We start from the raw sequence: 14,959 nt of genomic DNA, 5'->3' as shown, positions 1-14,959 counted from the left end.
CCTTTCGGCATCCCCCGCCATCCAGTGCCTGAACAACGGCTCGGCCAGAAACAGCACGAACAGCAGGCGCATCATCTGCAATGCCGTCACCAACGGCACCGACAGCTGCAAGGTCTCCGCCGTCAGGCTCATCTCGGCAATACCGCCAGGCATCATGCCCAGGGTCAACGAACGCAGGTCGAGGTTGGTCGCGGCGCTCAGCGCCACGGCGGCGATGGCGGCGATGGCCATGGTCAGCACCGTTGCGGCCAGGGTCCTGGCAAGGAACGACGGTGCCCGGCGGAAGAACGCCCGGTTGAAGTGGCATCCCAGGCCACTGCCGATCAGCCATTGGCCGATCTGGCTGGCGCCGTCCGGCAGGCCCAGGTGCAGGTTCCAGCCGATACTGGCGACACCCGCCACCAGCAAGGGCCCGAACAGCCACGGGTTGGGCTGCTTCAACCGTTGCCAGCCCCAGGCCACCAGCGCGCCGATGGGGAACACCAGCGCCAGCCAGCCCCAGTCCACCGCGCCCGCATGGCTCAGTGGCACGCCTTCGCCGAGCAGGTACTTGAACGCCGCCGGCACGCACAGCACCACCACCAGCACCCGCAGGCTCTGGCCCGCCGCCACGCGGCTGAGGTTGGCGCCATTGCGCGCACCGAGGTTGACCATCTCCCCGGAACCGCCCGGCATGCTGGAGAAGAACGCCGTAGCGCGGTCCTCGCCGGTACGCCGCAGCAACCACACCCCGACCACGCTGGAAAGGCTGGTGATCAGTGCGCCGAAGAAGATCAGGCCGAAATGGCTGGCGACCTGCTCGGCCACATGCGGGGTGAAGTGCAGGCCGATACCGATGCCGACGATCCACTGTCCGCATTTGCGTCCGCCCGGAATCTCGGCGAGCTGCCAGGGCGTCAGGCAGCGCACCAGGATGATCGCCAGCAGCGAGCCGACCATGAACGGCAACGGCCAGCCGATGGCGCTGGCCGCGAACCCGCCGGCCAGGCCGACCAGCGGGGTTGCCCACCATTGCCTGAAGGTGGAATCAGACATTGGCCAGGGCGCGACGCTGCAGGACGCGACGACGCCAGATGCGCACCAGCGGCAGGGCCAGCATCACGATGGTCAGGCTCCATACCCCCATGCTGATCGGGCTCGACCAGAGGATGTCCAGGGCACCGTTGGAGATCGACAGCGCACGACGCAGGTTCTGCTCCATCAGCCCGCCGAGGATGAACCCGAGGAGAATCGGCGACAGCGGGAAGTCGAGCTTGCGCAGGATGTAGCCCATGATGCCAATGCCGACCATCAGGAACAGGTCGAAGGTGGTGGCGTGCACGGCGTAGACGCCGATCGCGGTGATGATCGCGATGACCGGCACCAGCGCCCAATTCGGTACGGCAAGGATGCGCGTGAAGATGCGGATCATCGGGATGTTCAGGATCACCAGCATGATGTTGGCGATGAACAGCGAGGCGATCAGGCCCCAGACGATGTCCGGTTGCTGTTCGAACAGCAGCGGGCCGGGCGTGATGTTGTACAGGGTCAGGGCGCCGATCATCACCGCGGTGGTGCCCGAGCCGGGTACGCCGAGGGTCAGCATCGGTACCAGGGCGCCACAGCAGGAGGCACCGATCGCGGTTTCCGGCGCAGCCAGGCCGCGGGCGTCCCCCTTGCCGAACTTGCCGCTGGTGCCGGCAATGCGTTTCTCGGTCATGTAGGCCACGGCGCTGGCCAGGGTCGCGCCGGCGCCGGGCAATACGCCCATGATGAAGCCGAGCAGGCCGCAGCGGATGTTGACCACGAATACCGAGGCCGCTTCCTTGAGGTTGAACAGCATGCGCCCGGTGGCTTTGACCGCCTCGTGGCCGTGGTGGGTTTTCTCCAGCAGCAGGAGGATCTCGCTGATGGAGAACAGGCCCAGGACCAGCACGACGAACTGGATGCCGTCGGCCAGGTGCACGCTGTCACCGGTGAAGCGGTACACACCGCTGTTGGCGTCGATACCGACGCTGGACAGGAACAGGCCGATCAATGCCGCGATAAACGTCTTCAACGGCTTGTCGCCGGCCATGCCGCCCAGGGCGACGATGGCGAAGACCATCAGCACGAAATACTCCGCCGGGCCGAAGGCGATTGCCCATTTCGCCAGCAGCGGCGCGAACAGGACCATGCCGCAGGTGGCGATGAAGGCGCCGATGAACGAACTCCACGCCGACAGCGACAGGGCCACGCCGGCCAGGCCCTGGCGGGCCATCGGGTAGCCATCGAGGGTGGTCATCACAGTGGAGGCTTCGCCCGGGATGTTGAGCAGGATCGAGCTGATCCGCCCGCCGTATTCGCAGCCCAGGTACACCGCAGCCAGCAGGATCAGCGCCGACTCCGGCGGCAGGCCGAGGGCGAAGGCGATGGGGATCAGCAGGGCCACGCCGTTGATCGGGCCCAGGCCCGGGAGCAGGCCGACCACGGTGCCGATCAGTGTGCCGCTGAGGGCGGTGACCAGGTTGTACGGGCTGAGGGCCACGCCGAAGCCCTGGCCCAGGTAACTCAAGGTATCCATATCAATTCTCCAGGACGTCGAGCAGGCCGAGGGGCAGTGGCACGTCCATTACCCGGTCGAACAGTACGTAGAGGGTGATGCTCATGAAGGCCACGATCAGGCCGCTGGCCGACCAGCGACCGCCGTACAGCCGGGCCATGGGCACACCGACGAGAATGCTGCTGACGATGAAGCCGAGGCTTTCGAAGGTCGCGGCGAACACCAGCAACAGGGCGACGCACAGGCCGATTTTGTTCAGGGTTTCGCGGTCCAGCTCGGGCTCGTCCTCACCGCGCACGATGGGCGTTGGGCGAATGGCCAGGTAGAGCAGTGCCAGGCCCATCAGGCCGAGCATCAGCAGCGGGTAGGCGCGCGGGCCCACCGGTTCATAGGAAAACGCGGCCTGGTAGGGCCAGGCCATCACGGCCAGGGCGGCACAGACCGCCAGCAGGGCCAGGGCGAAGATGCGTTGCAGGATCATCAAGAAATCCTCTTGGGGAGGGTGATTTCAGGCAATGCCAGAGGCATTTGGGCTGTCTTGAGGGCCTCATCGCTGGCAAGCCAGCTCCCACAGGTTTTCCCTGTGGGAGCTGGCTTGCCAGCGATTGCGGTTACTGGATCAACCCGAATTCCCGGGCCAGCGTCTTGTAGTCGGCGACCTGTTTCTTGACGTAGGTGTCCAGTTCGTCCCCGGTCATGGCGAAGGGGAAGAGCTCGCGCTGGTCACGCAGCTTGGCGAAGTCCTCGGACGCCAGCAGCTTGTCGAACGAGGCTTTCCACCATTGGTAGTCCTCGTCGCTGACCTTCGGCCCCACATAGAATCCGCGTACCACCGGCCAGACGATGTCGTAGCCCTGTTCCCTGGCGGTCGGGATGTTCTTCATCTCGGGCTCGTCCAGGCGTTGTTCGGAGAACACCGCGAGCAGGCGCATGTCGCCGCTCTGGATATGCGGCATGGAGTCGGAGATGTCGGTACTGCCGACCTGGATATGCCCGCCGAGCAGGGCCGTGGCGATTTCGCCGCCGCCTTCCAGGGCGACGTAGCGCAGGTCGCGCGGGTTGATCCCGGCAGCCTTGGCGATCAGCGCAGTCTGCATCCAGTCCTGGCTGCCGACGGTGCCGCCGGAGCCGATCACTACCTTGCTCGGATCCTGCTTCAAGGCCGCGACCAGGTCGTCGAGGGTCTTGTAGGGCGAGTCCTTCTTCACCGCGATGGCGCCGTAGCTGGTGCCGACCGCCGCGAGCCAGCGCACGGCGTTTTCATCGAAGCGGCCGAACTTGCCCTGCGCCAGGTTCAGCAGCGAGCCGCTGGACCAGGCCACCAGCGTGCCGGCATCGCCCGGACGCTGGGCGACCACGGCGTTGTAGGCCACCGCGCCGACACCGCCGGGCATGTAGGTGACGCGCATGGGCTTGGTCAGGATCTTCTCGTTGACCAGCGCGCTCTGCACCAGCTTGCAGGTCAGGTCGAAGCCACCGCCCGGCGAGGCCGGGGCGATGCATTCGGGGCGTTTCGGTTCAGCGGCCAGGACCTGGCCGGCGAACAGCAGGCAGCCGGTGGCGATGGCGATTCGACGCAGTGAAAAGGTCATCTTCAGTCTCCGTAGCTTTAGTTGTTATAAGCGGATTACCACAGGGCGACGCTATAGCTCACCAGCAACCGCACCTCGTCCGCATCGCGGGCGAAGCTGGAGCGGTAGGTGGCGTTGCGCAGGCGGACTGCCACGTTCTTGAACGTGCCGTTCTGCACCACGTACTTGAACTCGGTGTTGCGTTCCCATTCCTTGCCTTCGCCGCCGTTCGCCAGGCTGACGTTGTCGCCGTTGACATAACGGGTCATGAAGGTCAGCCCGGGAACGCCGAGCTTGGCGAAGTCGTAGTCGTAACGCACTTGCCAGGAGCGCTCGTCGGCCCCGGCGAAGTCGTTGATCTGGACGAAGTTGACCAGGTACGGGTCGGAGCCATCCACGTAGGGGAAAGCGCTGTCGCCGGACATGCTCTGGTACGCGGCGCTGAATTTGTGGCCGTTGAGGCCGTAGCTGAGCATGCCGTTGAGCGAGGTGTTGTCGATCTTGCCGCCGCGGGCCTGGCCCTGGTCATCGCTGAGGGCCAGGCGCAGGTCGGCGCCGAAGGTGCCCGGGCCCCACGGCTGGGTCGCGGTCAGGCCGGCGAAATGCTGGCGGTAGACGTCGTCGAGCTGGGCGAAGTGGTAGCTGCCGGTGATGCGGTCGGTGAACTTGTAGTCCAGGCCGGCCATGTCGAAATGGTTGCCGGCGACGGTGCCAAGGAAGCGCCCGTTCTTGTTGTTCAGGGCGATGTCTTCCTTGTTGGTGTCATCGCGGTCCTTGGCCTTCTCCAGGCGGCCGCCGGTGAAGGTCAGGCCCTTGATCTCCTTCGACGTCAGCAGGCCGCCCTCGAAGGTCTGCGGCAGGATGCGCCCGTCGTTGGGCTTGAGGGTCGGAAGCTCGGGGATCAGGGTGCCGATCTTCAATTCGGTGGCGGAGATCCTGACCTTGCCGGTCAGGCCGAGCTTGGAGTATTCGTCGGCGGCGCGGCCGTCGTCGTGGGTCGGCAGCAGGCCGGTGCCGGTGCGGTCCGGGCTGGAATCGAGCTTGACCCCGAGCATGCCCAGGGCATCGATGCCGAAACCGACGGTGCCCTCGGTGTAGCCCGACTGCAGGTTGAGCATGAAGCCCTGTGCCCACTCGTCGCGCTTGGATTGCTGGGCGCTGGTGCCGTCGCGGAAGTCGCGGTTGAAATACATGTTGCGGGTTTCGAAGGTGGCACTGCTGTCTTCGAAGAAGGCGGCCTGGCTCAGCGGTGCGACGCTGCACAGCGTGATGGCGCTGACAAGCGGGTGGCGGCTGGAAAAAGGACGACGGATAGGCGCGAACGCCCGAGGCTGTGCTGACAGCATCTGGAATAAACCCCGTTTATTGTTCTTATTTGGTACGAACGCTGCGGTTCGTTCTTCGCCTCCCGGAGGGAGCCGTGAAGCGATGCTAGGGGCTCAACCTTTCGCTAACCTTTCAATTCACTTTCATTCTCGCGGCGGCTTCACAGGCGCCGCTTCCTCTGTAAACTCCGCGCCACTGAACGCGACGCGACCGGGAGAAACCCATGCGAGTGCTGCTCGTCGAAGACCATCTGCAGTTGGCCGAAAGCGTGGCCCAGGCCTTGAAAAGCACTGGCCTGACCGTCGATGTGCTGCACGACGGGGTGGCCGCCGACCTGGCCCTGGCCAGCGAGGATTACGCGGTGGCGGTGCTGGATGTGGGCCTGCCGCGGATGGACGGTTTCGAGGTGCTGGCCCGCCTGCGCGCCCGGGGCAAGACCGTGCCGGTGCTGATGCTGACCGCGCGCAGCGACGTCAAGGACCGGGTCCACGGGCTCAATCTGGGCGCCGACGATTACCTGGCCAAGCCCTTCGAGCTGACCGAGCTGGAAGCGCGGGTCAAGGCCTTGCTGCGCCGCAGCGTGCTCGGCGGCGAACGTCAGCAGCGCTGCGGGCCGCTGGTGTACGACCTGGATAACCGGCGCTTCAGCCTGGGTGACGAGCCCTTGACCCTGACCTCCCGCGAACAGGCGGTGCTCGAGGCCCTGATCGCCCGTCCCGGCCGGGTGATGAGCAAGGAGCAACTGGCCTCGCAGGTGTTCGGCCTGGACGAGGAAGCCAGCCCCGACGCCATCGAGATCTATATCCACCGTCTGCGCAAGAAGCTCGACGGTCACGCGGTGGCCATCGTCACCTTCCGCGGCCTCGGTTACCTGCTCGAGCACCGCGATGCGTAGCACCGACAGCCTGCGCGGACGGCTGCTGCGCAACCTGGCGCTGCTGCTGGTGGTGCTGATGATCGCCAGTGGCCTGAGTGCCTACTGGAACGGTCGCGAAGCCGCCGACACCGCCTACGACCGCACCCTGCTGGCCTCGGCGCGAACCATCGCCGCCGGGCTGTCGCAGCGCGACGGCACCCTCAGCGCCGATGTGCCCTATGTGGCCCTGGACACCTTCGCCTATGACAGCGCCGGGCGTATCTACTACCAGGTCAACGACATCCAGCAGAAGCTGATTTCAGGCTACGAAAACATTCCCGGCCCGCCACCCGGCACGCCCCGTACCGATGACTACCCGGCCCTGGCGCGCTTCTACAATGCCCGTTACCTCGGCCAGGACGTGCGGGTGGTGAGCCTGCTCAAGGCGGTGAGCGAGCCGAACATGAACGGCATGGCCGAGATCCGCGTCGCCGAAACCGAAGAGGCGCGGGTGCGCATGGCCCGCGGCCTGATGGCCGATACCCTGTTGCGCCTGGGCATGCTGGCCCTGGGCGCGCTGCTGCTGGTGTGGTTCGCGGTGAGTGCTGCGCTGCGCCCGCTGGAGCGCTTGCGCAGTGCGGTGGAAGAACGCCAGCCGGACGACCTGCGCCCGTTGCCGTCGGTCGAAGTGCAACAGGAACTGGGGCCGCTGGTGCGTGCGCTCGATCACTTCACCGAGCGTTTGCGCGGTCAGTTCGAGCGCCAGGCGCAGTTCATCGCCGATGCCGCTCATGAACTGCGGACACCGTTGGCGGCGCTGAAGGCGCGAGTCGAACTAGGGCTGCGGTCCAAGGAACCGCAGGTCTGGCACGAAACCCTGGAGGCCACGGCGCAGAGCACCGACAAGCTGACCCACCTGGCCAACCAATTGCTCTCCATGGCCCGGGTCGAGAACGGTGCCCGGGCGATCGCCGAAGGTGGTGCGCACTTGCTCGATCTCAGCCAGCTGGCCCGTGAACTGGGCATGGCCATGGCGCCGCTGGCCCATGCCCGGGGTATTGCCCTGGCCCTGGAGGCCGAGGCTCCGGTATGGGTGAAAGGTGAGCCGACGTTGCTCAACGAGTTGCTGAGCAACCTGGTAGACAATGCGCTGGCCCATACGCCCAAGGGCGGCAATGTGATCCTGCGGGTCACGGCGCCATGCGACCTGGAGGTGGAGGATGACGGGCCGGGGATTCCACTTGAAGAGCGAGAGAAGGTTTTCGAGCGCTTCTATCGGCGTGGCGCGCAGGGGACTGGCCTGGGGCTGGCGATCGTCGGCGAGATCTGTCGGGCGCACCTGGCAGGGATCAGCCTGCATGATGGGGAGAAGGGCGGGTTGAAGGTCCGGGTGAGTTTCAATCCGGTTCAGTAGTGTTCTTGAGGGCCTCATCGCTGGCAAGCCAGCTCCCACAGTGTGGGAGCTGGCTTGCCAGCGATGAGGCCCTCAAGGTTTCACCTGAACATCACCCGGGCATCGAGCAGGTCATCCTCGGAGAACAGCCCCGCCGCCGGTACCGCCAGGTGCCGATAGGCCGGCAACGCCGAAACCGCGCGCTCGCGTCCGGTCTTGTCGCACAACGCCCGCGCGATCTGCACGATATCCACGTAATCCACCTTTGCCGAATGCCGCTCCAGGTTCTGCACTTCCCCCGGCAGGTTCGCCAGTTGTTCGGGAAATTCCCAGACGCTGAGGATCTTGTCCCCCAGCACCGGATGGATCTGTTCGATCACATGGTTCAGGCACACTGGGTCCGAAAGCAGCTCGTTGTGCTCTTCGGCATAGGTGAGGATCGGCAGCACGCCGATCTGGTGCACCAGCCCGGCCAGGGCCGCCTGGTCTGCCTTGAGCTCGGTGTAGCGTGCCGCCAGCTCATAGCTTACGCCCGCTACTTCCAGGCTTTTCGCCCAGATTTCGCGCATCTTCTGTTCCACTGTCTCGGATCGGGCATGGAAGATCTGTTCGATCACCAGGCCGATCGCCAGGTTGCAGCTGTAGTTGACGCCGAGGCGGGTGATAGCGGTCTGCAGGTCGGTGACCTCGGTGATCGCCCGCAGCAACGGACTGTTGACCACCTTGATCAGGCGCGCGGCCAGGGCGGCGTCGCGGCCGATCACTTTGCTCAGGGTCGCGACACTGATTTCGGTGTCTTCCGCAGCCTCGCGGATGCTCATGGCAACTTCGGGCAAGGTCGGCAGGACCAGGTCGTCGTTATCGATGGCGCGCAGCAATTGCGTTTGCACCATCTTGGCCAGGGTGTTCATGGTGTCTTTCTCCCGCGTTCAGGGATGGCCCCGCCGGCATGCGGCGGGGCGGGGCGGGCTCAGCGCTGGATCTCGCGGTCGCGGTCCAGTTCGTAAGGCAAGGTCAGCAGTTCCAGGCGCGGGCCTTCGAGGCTGCCCAGGTGCAGGTTGCCGTCTTCCACGGAGTCGGCGCTCAGTACGGCGAGCAGTTCGCCACGGGCGGCGATCACCACTTCGCCCACCGACGAAGCATGGGTCGGCGAGAAGATCTCGCTGCCCGGCGCCGGCGTCTCGCCTTCGGCCAGGGCCAGGCGGTACAGGCGGCGCTTGAGCTTGCCCAGGTACTGCATGCGCGCGACGATTTCCTGCCCGGTGTAGCAGCCTTTCTTGAAGCTCACGCCACCGACGGCCTGCAGGTTGATCATTTGCGGGATGAACAGTTCGCGGGTCTGCTCCATGACCTGGCCGATGCCGGCGCGGATCTGGCCGAGCAGCCAGTCGTCCAGCCCGGCCTCGGGCAGATGGGCGGCCAGTTGCGCGCGGACTGCGTCGGCCTGGTCAGCCGGAGCCCAGAGTTCGACCCGGCCGGGAGATACGTTGACCGCGATCAGGCCGTCATGGCGTACGGTGGCACCGGCTTCGGCAGGTACATCGAGGCCCAGCGCTGCGAGGGCGGCGTCACCCCCGGTGAGGCCGAAGCGGACCCAGGCGTCGCTTTCATCGGTGAGCTTCGCCTTGGAAAACACCGCGTATTTTTTCAGGTCTGCCAGTTGCGGTTCGAGCAACTCGCGGGTCATTGCCAGAAGGAAACCGTCGCCTTGCGGCAGGATGCGGAAGCTCGACTGCATCCGGCCCTTCTGCATGCAGCGTGAGCCAAGGCTGGAGGTCTGTTCGTCGAGATAACCGATATGGCAGGTCAGTTGACCTTGCAGGAACTTGCCGGCGTCGGAACCGCGTACGGCGAGGACGCCTTCATGGGACAGGGTGCAGAAAAAAGCGGAATCGGCCATGGTTCATCGCAGGTAATTCAGGACTGGCGGCCATCATAGAGTGCGATTGGCAAAATAGGTAGCAGCCTCACGGCCCACTCGACCAACGCCGTGTGCCCATCGCCGGTTCGGTCTGTATACTGGCGGCCTTTTCGAGGAGGGCCCCATGGTCGAACAAACTGAACTCAATCGCCTGTTCTGGCACAGCCGCCGCGGCATGCTGGAGCTGGACGTACTGCTGGTACCTTTCACCCAGGAGGTCTATCCGACCCTGAACGAGACGGACCGCGAGTTGTACGTGCGTCTGCTGAGCTGCGAGGATCAGGACATGTTCGGCTGGTTCATGGAGCGCACCGAGTCGGAAGATCCGGAGCTGCAGCGCATGGTTCGGATCATCCTGGACCGTGTCCAGCCCAAGTGACCGCTTCGAGTGTCGCTGGCAGGGCTCGAAAACCCTGCTGGCGCTCTATCTCGCCTGCCTGGCGCTGGCCATGGTTGCCCTGGGCCTGCTGGCGATTCCCCTGTTTTTCATCATTCCTGGCCTGGCGCTATGCCTGGGTCACGCCTGCTGGGTCATTCCGCGGCATATTCTCCTGACTCATCCCCACGCGATCACCGGCCTGCGCCGCGATGCCAGCGGCTGGCAGTTGTGGAGCGACGCCCGTGGCTGGCACGCCGTGCAGATGCGCCCCGACAGCGTGGCGCTGCCGGGGTTGGTCATCCTGAGGTTTCGTCGTGCCGGGCAGTGGTTTGCACGCAGCCAGTGCATCGGCCATGACGCGCTGGAGCCGGTGCAGCACCGGCGCCTGCGGCTGCGCTTGAAGTTCAGTCGGAAAAGGTGGGCGGCTGCAAGATAGTGTCCTGCACCTCGGGCAATAGCTCCGGATAGTCCAGGGTGTAATGCAGCCCGCGGGACTCCTTGCGTTGCATGGCCGAAAGGATCATCAGTTCGGCGACCTGGGCCAGGTTGCGCAACTCGATCAGGTCGCGGCTGACCTTGTAGTTGCTATAGAACTCGTCGATTTCGTCCAGCAGCAGGCGTACCCGGTGCTGGGCGCGCTGCAAGCGCTTGCTGGTGCGCACGATACCCACGTAGTCCCACATGAAGCGCCGCAGTTCGTCCCAGTTGTGCGCGATGATCACGTCCTCGTCCGAGTCGGTCACCTGGCTGGCGTCCCAGCAGGGCAGGGACCGTGGTGTCTCGACCCGGTCCAGTTGGGCGACGATGTCGGCGGCGGCCGAGCGGCCGTAGACGAAACATTCCAGCAGCGAGTTGCTGGCCATGCGGTTGGCGCCGTGCAGGCCGGTGAAGCTGGTTTCGCCGATGGCGTAGAGGCCGGGCACGTCGGTGCGGCCGTCCTGGTCGATCATCACTCCGCCACAGGTGTAGTGGGCAGCGGGAACAACCGGGATCGGCTGGCGGGTGATGTCGATGCCGAACGTCAGGCAGCGTTCGTACACGGTGGGGAAATGGCTTTTGATGAAGTCTGCCGGCTTGTGGCTGATGTCCAGGTACACGCAATCGGCGCCGATGCGCTTCATCTCATGGTCGATGGCGCGTGCCACGATGTCCCGCGGGGCCAGCTCGGCGCGCGGATCGAAGCGTTCCATGAAGCGCTCGCCATTGGGCAGCCTGAGCAGGCCGCCTTCGCCGCGCAGGGCCTCGGTAATGAGGAAGCTCTTGGCCTGTGGATGGTACAGGCAGGTCGGGTGGAACTGGTTGAATTCCAGGTTCGCCACCCGGCAGCCGGCGCGCCATGCCATGGCGATGCCGTCGCCGCAGGCGCCGTCCGGGTTGCTGGTATAGAGATAGACCTTGGCCGCGCCACCGGTCGCCAATACGGTGAAACGTGCGCCGTAGGTGTCCACTTCACCGCTGCCGCGGTTAAGCACATAGGCGCCGAGGCAGCGCTCGCCGTCCAGGCCAAGGCGGCGTTCGGTGATCAGGTCCACGGCCACCCGCTGTTCGAGCAGTTCGATATTCGGACGCTGGCGGGCCTGTTCGAGCAGGGTCGTGAAGATCGCCGCGCCGGTGGCGTCGGCGGCATGGATGATGCGCCGATGGCTATGGCCTCCCTCGCGCGTCAGGTGGAACTCGAAACCACCGTCATCTACGCTGGCATGCTCATCGCGGGTAAAGGGTACGCCCTGGTCGATCAGCCACTCGATGGCCTCGCGGCTGTGCTCGACGGTGAAGCGCACGGCGTCTTCATGGCACAGGCCGGCGCCGGCGTTGAGGGTGTCCTCGACGTGGGATTGCACGGTGTCGGTGTCATCGAGCACCGCGGCCACGCCGCCCTGGGCCCAGAAGGTCGAGCCGTTGGCCAGGTCGCCCTTGCTCAGGACGGCGATGCGCAGGTGCGCCGGCAGGTTCAGCGCGAGGCTCAGGCCCGCGGCACCGCTGCCGATCACGAGGACGTCATGTTGGAATTGTTGGCTCATGTCTTGGGATTTCCGCGCGGAGCGACCACGTAGGACACTGGAATAAGGGCAGTGGTATCGGCACAATGGTCAAGCGTTTATGGCATTGTGAAACTATCGTGAATCTCGGTGGGCTGCCTTTATAGCAGCCTCGACGCCCGGATTTCCATGTCATGACGCCGTTCTGCCTGTCGCATGTGGGAACTTTCTCGGAATCGCGAATATCCATAGAGGGTTGCCCATGAGTCAGCAGCCGTGATGACGGGAGGCAACAGCCGGTTTCAGCCGTTGCTCATGTATAGAAGACTGATTTATCGACGCAGCCGGCCACGACCGCGCTGCGTTTTCGTGCGAGCCAACCAAGGGCCGCAGGAAACTTGTCTGGAGGGGGAGAACTTTTGCACAAAGCCCGAGTCTATGGTTGCAAGCCTGAGCGATGGCCGAAGCGACACTCCTCCAGGTTCACCGAGGAGTGTTCATGCTAACCCAGGAAGAGGATCAGCAGCTGGTCGAGCGCGTACAGCGCGGCGACAGGCGAGCTTTCGATCTGTTGGTGCTGAAGTATCAGCACAAGATTCTCGGGTTGATCGTGCGATTCGTGCACGACACCCATGAGGCCCAGGATGTTGCGCAGGAAGCGTTCATCAAGGCCTACCGTGCTCTTGGCAATTTCCGGGGTGACAGTGCTTTCTACACCTGGCTTTACCGGATTGCGATCAACACGGCGAAAAACTATCTGGTGTCCCGCGGTCGGCGGCCACCGGACAGCGATGTCAGTTCAGAGGATGCAGAGTTTTACGACGGCGATCATGGCCTCAAGGACCTCGAATCCCCCGAACGTTCGCTGTTGCGCGATGAGATCGAAGGCACCGTCCATCGGACCATCCAGCAACTGCCGGAAGATTTGCGTACTGCGTTAACTTTACGTGAATTCGATGGTCTGAGTTACGAGGACATTGCCAGCGTCATGCAATGTCCGGTGGGTACCGTGCGCTCTCGAATTTTCCGCGCTCGGGAGGCCATAGACAAAGCCCTGCAGCCGTTGTTGCAGGAAACCTGAGACAGCGGCGACAGCCAAGAGAGGAACCGCCATGAGTCGTGAAGCTTTGCAGGAATCGCTGTCCGCGGTGATGGATAACGAAGCGGACGAACTGGAGTTGCGTCGGGTACTGAGTGCCTCGGACGACCCCGAAACCCGTGCCACCTGGTCGCGTTACCAGGTAGCCCGTGCAGCGATGCACAAGGAACTGCTGATGCCGAAACTGGACATCGCTTCGGCAGTCTCCGCAGCCCTGGCTGACGAAGCCGTTCCGGCCAAGGTCGCTCGCGGCCCATGGCGCAGCGTTGGCCGCCTGGCCGTGGCTGCCTCGGTTACCCTGGCCGTGCTGGCCGGTGTTCGCCTGTACAACCAGGATGACATCGCCGGTGCGCAACTGGCGGCCCAGCAGCCTGCCCAGCAAGGCCTGGCCGCTCCGCAAGTGCAAGGGCCGGCAGTTCTGGCGGGCTACAGCGAAAGCGCCGAGCAGGCCCCAGGCCCGATGGCCAACGGCGTTCTGCAGGGGCAAAGCGGCTGGCAAGACCAGCGTCTGCCTGGCTACCTGCGCCAGCACGCCCAGGAAGCTGCCGTGAAGGGTACTGAAAGCGCGTTGCCTTACGCCCGTGCGGCCAGCCTGGAAAATCGCTGAGAGCTGAAACACCCGTAAGGAGGATCATGCGCGCGCTACCTCTCATACCGCTTCTGTTCAGCGGTTGTCTGACCCTGCCGGCCCATGCTGCCAATTCGTCGACCGAAGCCGCTGACTGGCTGAACCGACTGGCCCGGGCCGATCAGGAGCAGAGCTACCAGGGCACTTTCGTTTACGAACGCAACGGCAGTTTTTCCACCCACGACATCTGGCATCGCGTCCAGAACGGCAAGGTCAGCGAGCGGCTGCTGCAGCTCGACGGCCCGGCCCAGGAAGTGGTGCGCATGGATGGCCAGACCCAGTGCGTGAGCGGAGGCCTGGTGGCAGGCGTGGGCAATGCGACACAGTCCGTGGCGCGAGTGCTCGATCCCCTGAAACTGATGAACTGGTACGACCTGAGCGTTGCCGGGCAATCCCGGGTAGCCGGACGCGATGTGGTGATCGTTACCCTGCGTCCGCGTGACCAGCACCGCTATGCCTTCGAGCTGCACCTGGACAAGCAGACCGCGCTGCCGCTCAAATCCTTGTTGATCAATGACAAGGAGCAGTTGCTCGAACGTTTCCAGTTCACCCGCCTGGATACCCGCGACATCCCCGACGATGCCGAGCTCAAGCCCAGTGCCAATTGCCGTGCAGTAGCCCAGTCTGCCGACAAACCCCACGAGGCCGTTGCCGGTTGGCGCTCGGAGTGGTTGCCGCCCGGCTTTGAACTGGTCAACAGCAGCGTACGCAAGGATGCCGACGGCAAGCACAGCGTCAGCAGTCTAATGTATGACGATGGCCTGGCCCGCTTCTCGGTATTCCTCGAGGCGCTGGACGGCGGTGGTGGCTTCGATACGCGCACCCAGTTGGGCCCGACCGTTGCGGTCTCGCGACAGCTCACCACGCCCAAGGGCGAGGTGATGGTGACGGTGGTCGGGGAGATCCCCATCGGTACCGCCGAGCATGTGGCCTTGTCGATGCGCCCCCAGGACGTCCAGGCAAGTCAGTAACGATGTTGGAGTTGCATCCCATACATGGACGAGAAAGGATGAAAGGCATGTCCCAGAGCCACTGACATGATTGGTAAGCCTTCAAGTTTGCAAATCCACCCAGATTTTTCTATAGGTCAGGCCCTTGCGGGTCTGGCCTTTCCTGCTGTTGCAGCCTCAAGAAATGCCGATGTTCCAGGCCTGGTCGCAGCCTTAAGGTTGCAACCGGGCCTTTTTCATGGGCAGGACCCTACTGCTTAACCACGCTCGTTGTGACGGGAGCCGTATGTCGATACCACGCTTGAAATCCTACCTATCGCTGTTTGCTGCCGTGCT

Annotated in this window: 15 protein-coding genes; 7 read left to right on the top strand and 8 right to left on the bottom strand. The window is 64.3% G+C overall.

Annotation, left to right across the window (positions count from 1 at the left end; all coding sequences use genetic code 11):
- The 5 genes from N7650_RS19475 to N7650_RS19455 form a co-directional block, all read right to left on the bottom strand.
- The coding region (locus tag N7650_RS19475) for an AbrB family transcriptional regulator (RefSeq protein ID WP_279899634.1) at positions 1-1,035 on the bottom strand (1,035 nt) is incomplete at its 3' end.
- Positions 1,028-2,542, bottom strand: coding sequence for a tripartite tricarboxylate transporter permease (locus N7650_RS19470; protein WP_009399887.1), 1,515 nt, complete (start codon positions 2,540-2,542; stop codon positions 1,028-1,030). The genes N7650_RS19470 and N7650_RS19475, both read right to left, overlap by 8 nt.
- Position 2,543: 1 nt before the next feature.
- Positions 2,544-3,002: a tripartite tricarboxylate transporter TctB family protein gene (locus N7650_RS19465; RefSeq protein ID WP_009399885.1), complete on the bottom strand. Its 459-nt coding sequence runs from the start codon at positions 3,000-3,002 to the stop codon at positions 2,544-2,546.
- Between the two features lie 130 nt (positions 3,003-3,132).
- On the bottom strand, positions 3,133-4,113 hold the full coding sequence (locus N7650_RS19460; RefSeq protein WP_009399883.1) for a tripartite tricarboxylate transporter substrate binding protein: 981 nt from the start codon (positions 4,111-4,113) through the stop codon (positions 3,133-3,135).
- A gap of 35 nt (positions 4,114-4,148) precedes the next feature.
- Complete coding sequence (locus N7650_RS19455) at positions 4,149-5,438, bottom strand: OprD family porin (RefSeq protein WP_009399881.1); 1,290 nt, start codon at positions 5,436-5,438, stop codon at positions 4,149-4,151.
- Between the two features lie 203 nt (positions 5,439-5,641).
- On the opposite strand from N7650_RS19455, the gene N7650_RS19450 reads away from it, so the two are divergent.
- The gene (locus tag N7650_RS19450; RefSeq protein ID WP_064303404.1) at positions 5,642-6,313 is read left to right on the top strand and encodes a response regulator; all 672 of its coding nucleotides are present in this window, start codon (positions 5,642-5,644) and stop codon (positions 6,311-6,313) included.
- Positions 6,306-7,688 carry a sensor histidine kinase gene (locus N7650_RS19445; RefSeq protein ID WP_279899633.1) on the top strand — a complete coding sequence of 461 codons (1,383 nt, stop codon included), beginning with the start codon at positions 6,306-6,308 and terminating at the stop codon, positions 7,686-7,688. The genes N7650_RS19450 and N7650_RS19445 overlap by 8 nt, the downstream gene beginning before the upstream one ends.
- Positions 7,689-7,768: 80 nt before the next feature.
- Here N7650_RS19445 and N7650_RS19440 read toward each other — a convergent pair whose 3' ends face one another.
- A complete protein-coding gene (locus N7650_RS19440; protein WP_009399877.1) occupies positions 7,769-8,578 on the bottom strand; it encodes an HDOD domain-containing protein in 810 nt (269 codons plus the stop codon).
- A 59-nt stretch (positions 8,579-8,637) separates the two neighbouring features.
- A complete protein-coding gene (locus N7650_RS19435; RefSeq protein WP_009399875.1) occupies positions 8,638-9,567 on the bottom strand; it encodes a folate-binding protein YgfZ in 930 nt (309 codons plus the stop codon).
- Positions 9,568-9,712: 145 nt separating this feature from the next.
- Between N7650_RS19435 and N7650_RS19430 the strand changes: the two genes are divergently transcribed.
- A complete protein-coding gene (locus N7650_RS19430; protein WP_003252043.1) occupies positions 9,713-9,967 on the top strand; it encodes a succinate dehydrogenase assembly factor 2 in 255 nt (84 codons plus the stop codon).
- Entirely contained in the window at positions 9,951-10,403 is a 453-nt protein-coding gene (locus N7650_RS19425) for a protein YgfX (protein ID WP_009399869.1), read from the top strand. The genes N7650_RS19430 and N7650_RS19425 overlap by 17 nt, the downstream gene beginning before the upstream one ends.
- Here the strand turns inward: N7650_RS19425 and nadB are convergent.
- Positions 10,372-11,988 carry an L-aspartate oxidase gene (gene nadB, locus N7650_RS19420; protein ID WP_279899631.1) on the bottom strand — a complete coding sequence of 539 codons (1,617 nt, stop codon included), beginning with the start codon at positions 11,986-11,988 and terminating at the stop codon, positions 10,372-10,374. The two genes, N7650_RS19425 and nadB, sit on opposite strands and share 32 nt — an antisense overlap.
- A gap of 457 nt (positions 11,989-12,445) precedes the next feature.
- Between nadB and rpoE the strand changes: the two genes are divergently transcribed.
- The 3 genes from rpoE to N7650_RS19405 are packed head-to-tail and all read left to right on the top strand — an operon-like array spanning position 12,446 to position 14,644.
- Entirely contained in the window at positions 12,446-13,027 is a 582-nt protein-coding gene (rpoE, locus tag N7650_RS19415) for an RNA polymerase sigma factor RpoE (protein ID WP_003252049.1), read from the top strand.
- Between the two features lie 31 nt (positions 13,028-13,058).
- The gene (locus tag N7650_RS19410) at positions 13,059-13,652 is read left to right on the top strand and encodes an RseA family anti-sigma factor (RefSeq protein ID WP_009399860.1); all 594 of its coding nucleotides are present in this window, start codon (positions 13,059-13,061) and stop codon (positions 13,650-13,652) included.
- A gap of 26 nt (positions 13,653-13,678) precedes the next feature.
- Positions 13,679-14,644, top strand: a complete 966-nt coding sequence (locus N7650_RS19405) for a MucB/RseB C-terminal domain-containing protein (RefSeq protein WP_279899629.1) — start codon at positions 13,679-13,681, stop codon at positions 14,642-14,644.
- Positions 14,645-14,959 lie beyond the last annotated feature (315 nt).

This window comes from Pseudomonas sp. GD04058, from assembly GCF_029836855.1.
GTDB lineage: Bacteria > Pseudomonadota > Gammaproteobacteria > Pseudomonadales > Pseudomonadaceae > Aquipseudomonas > Aquipseudomonas bharatica.
The sequence above is the reverse complement of the archived record's forward strand: the minus strand, read 5'-3'. Positions and strand labels throughout refer to the sequence as shown.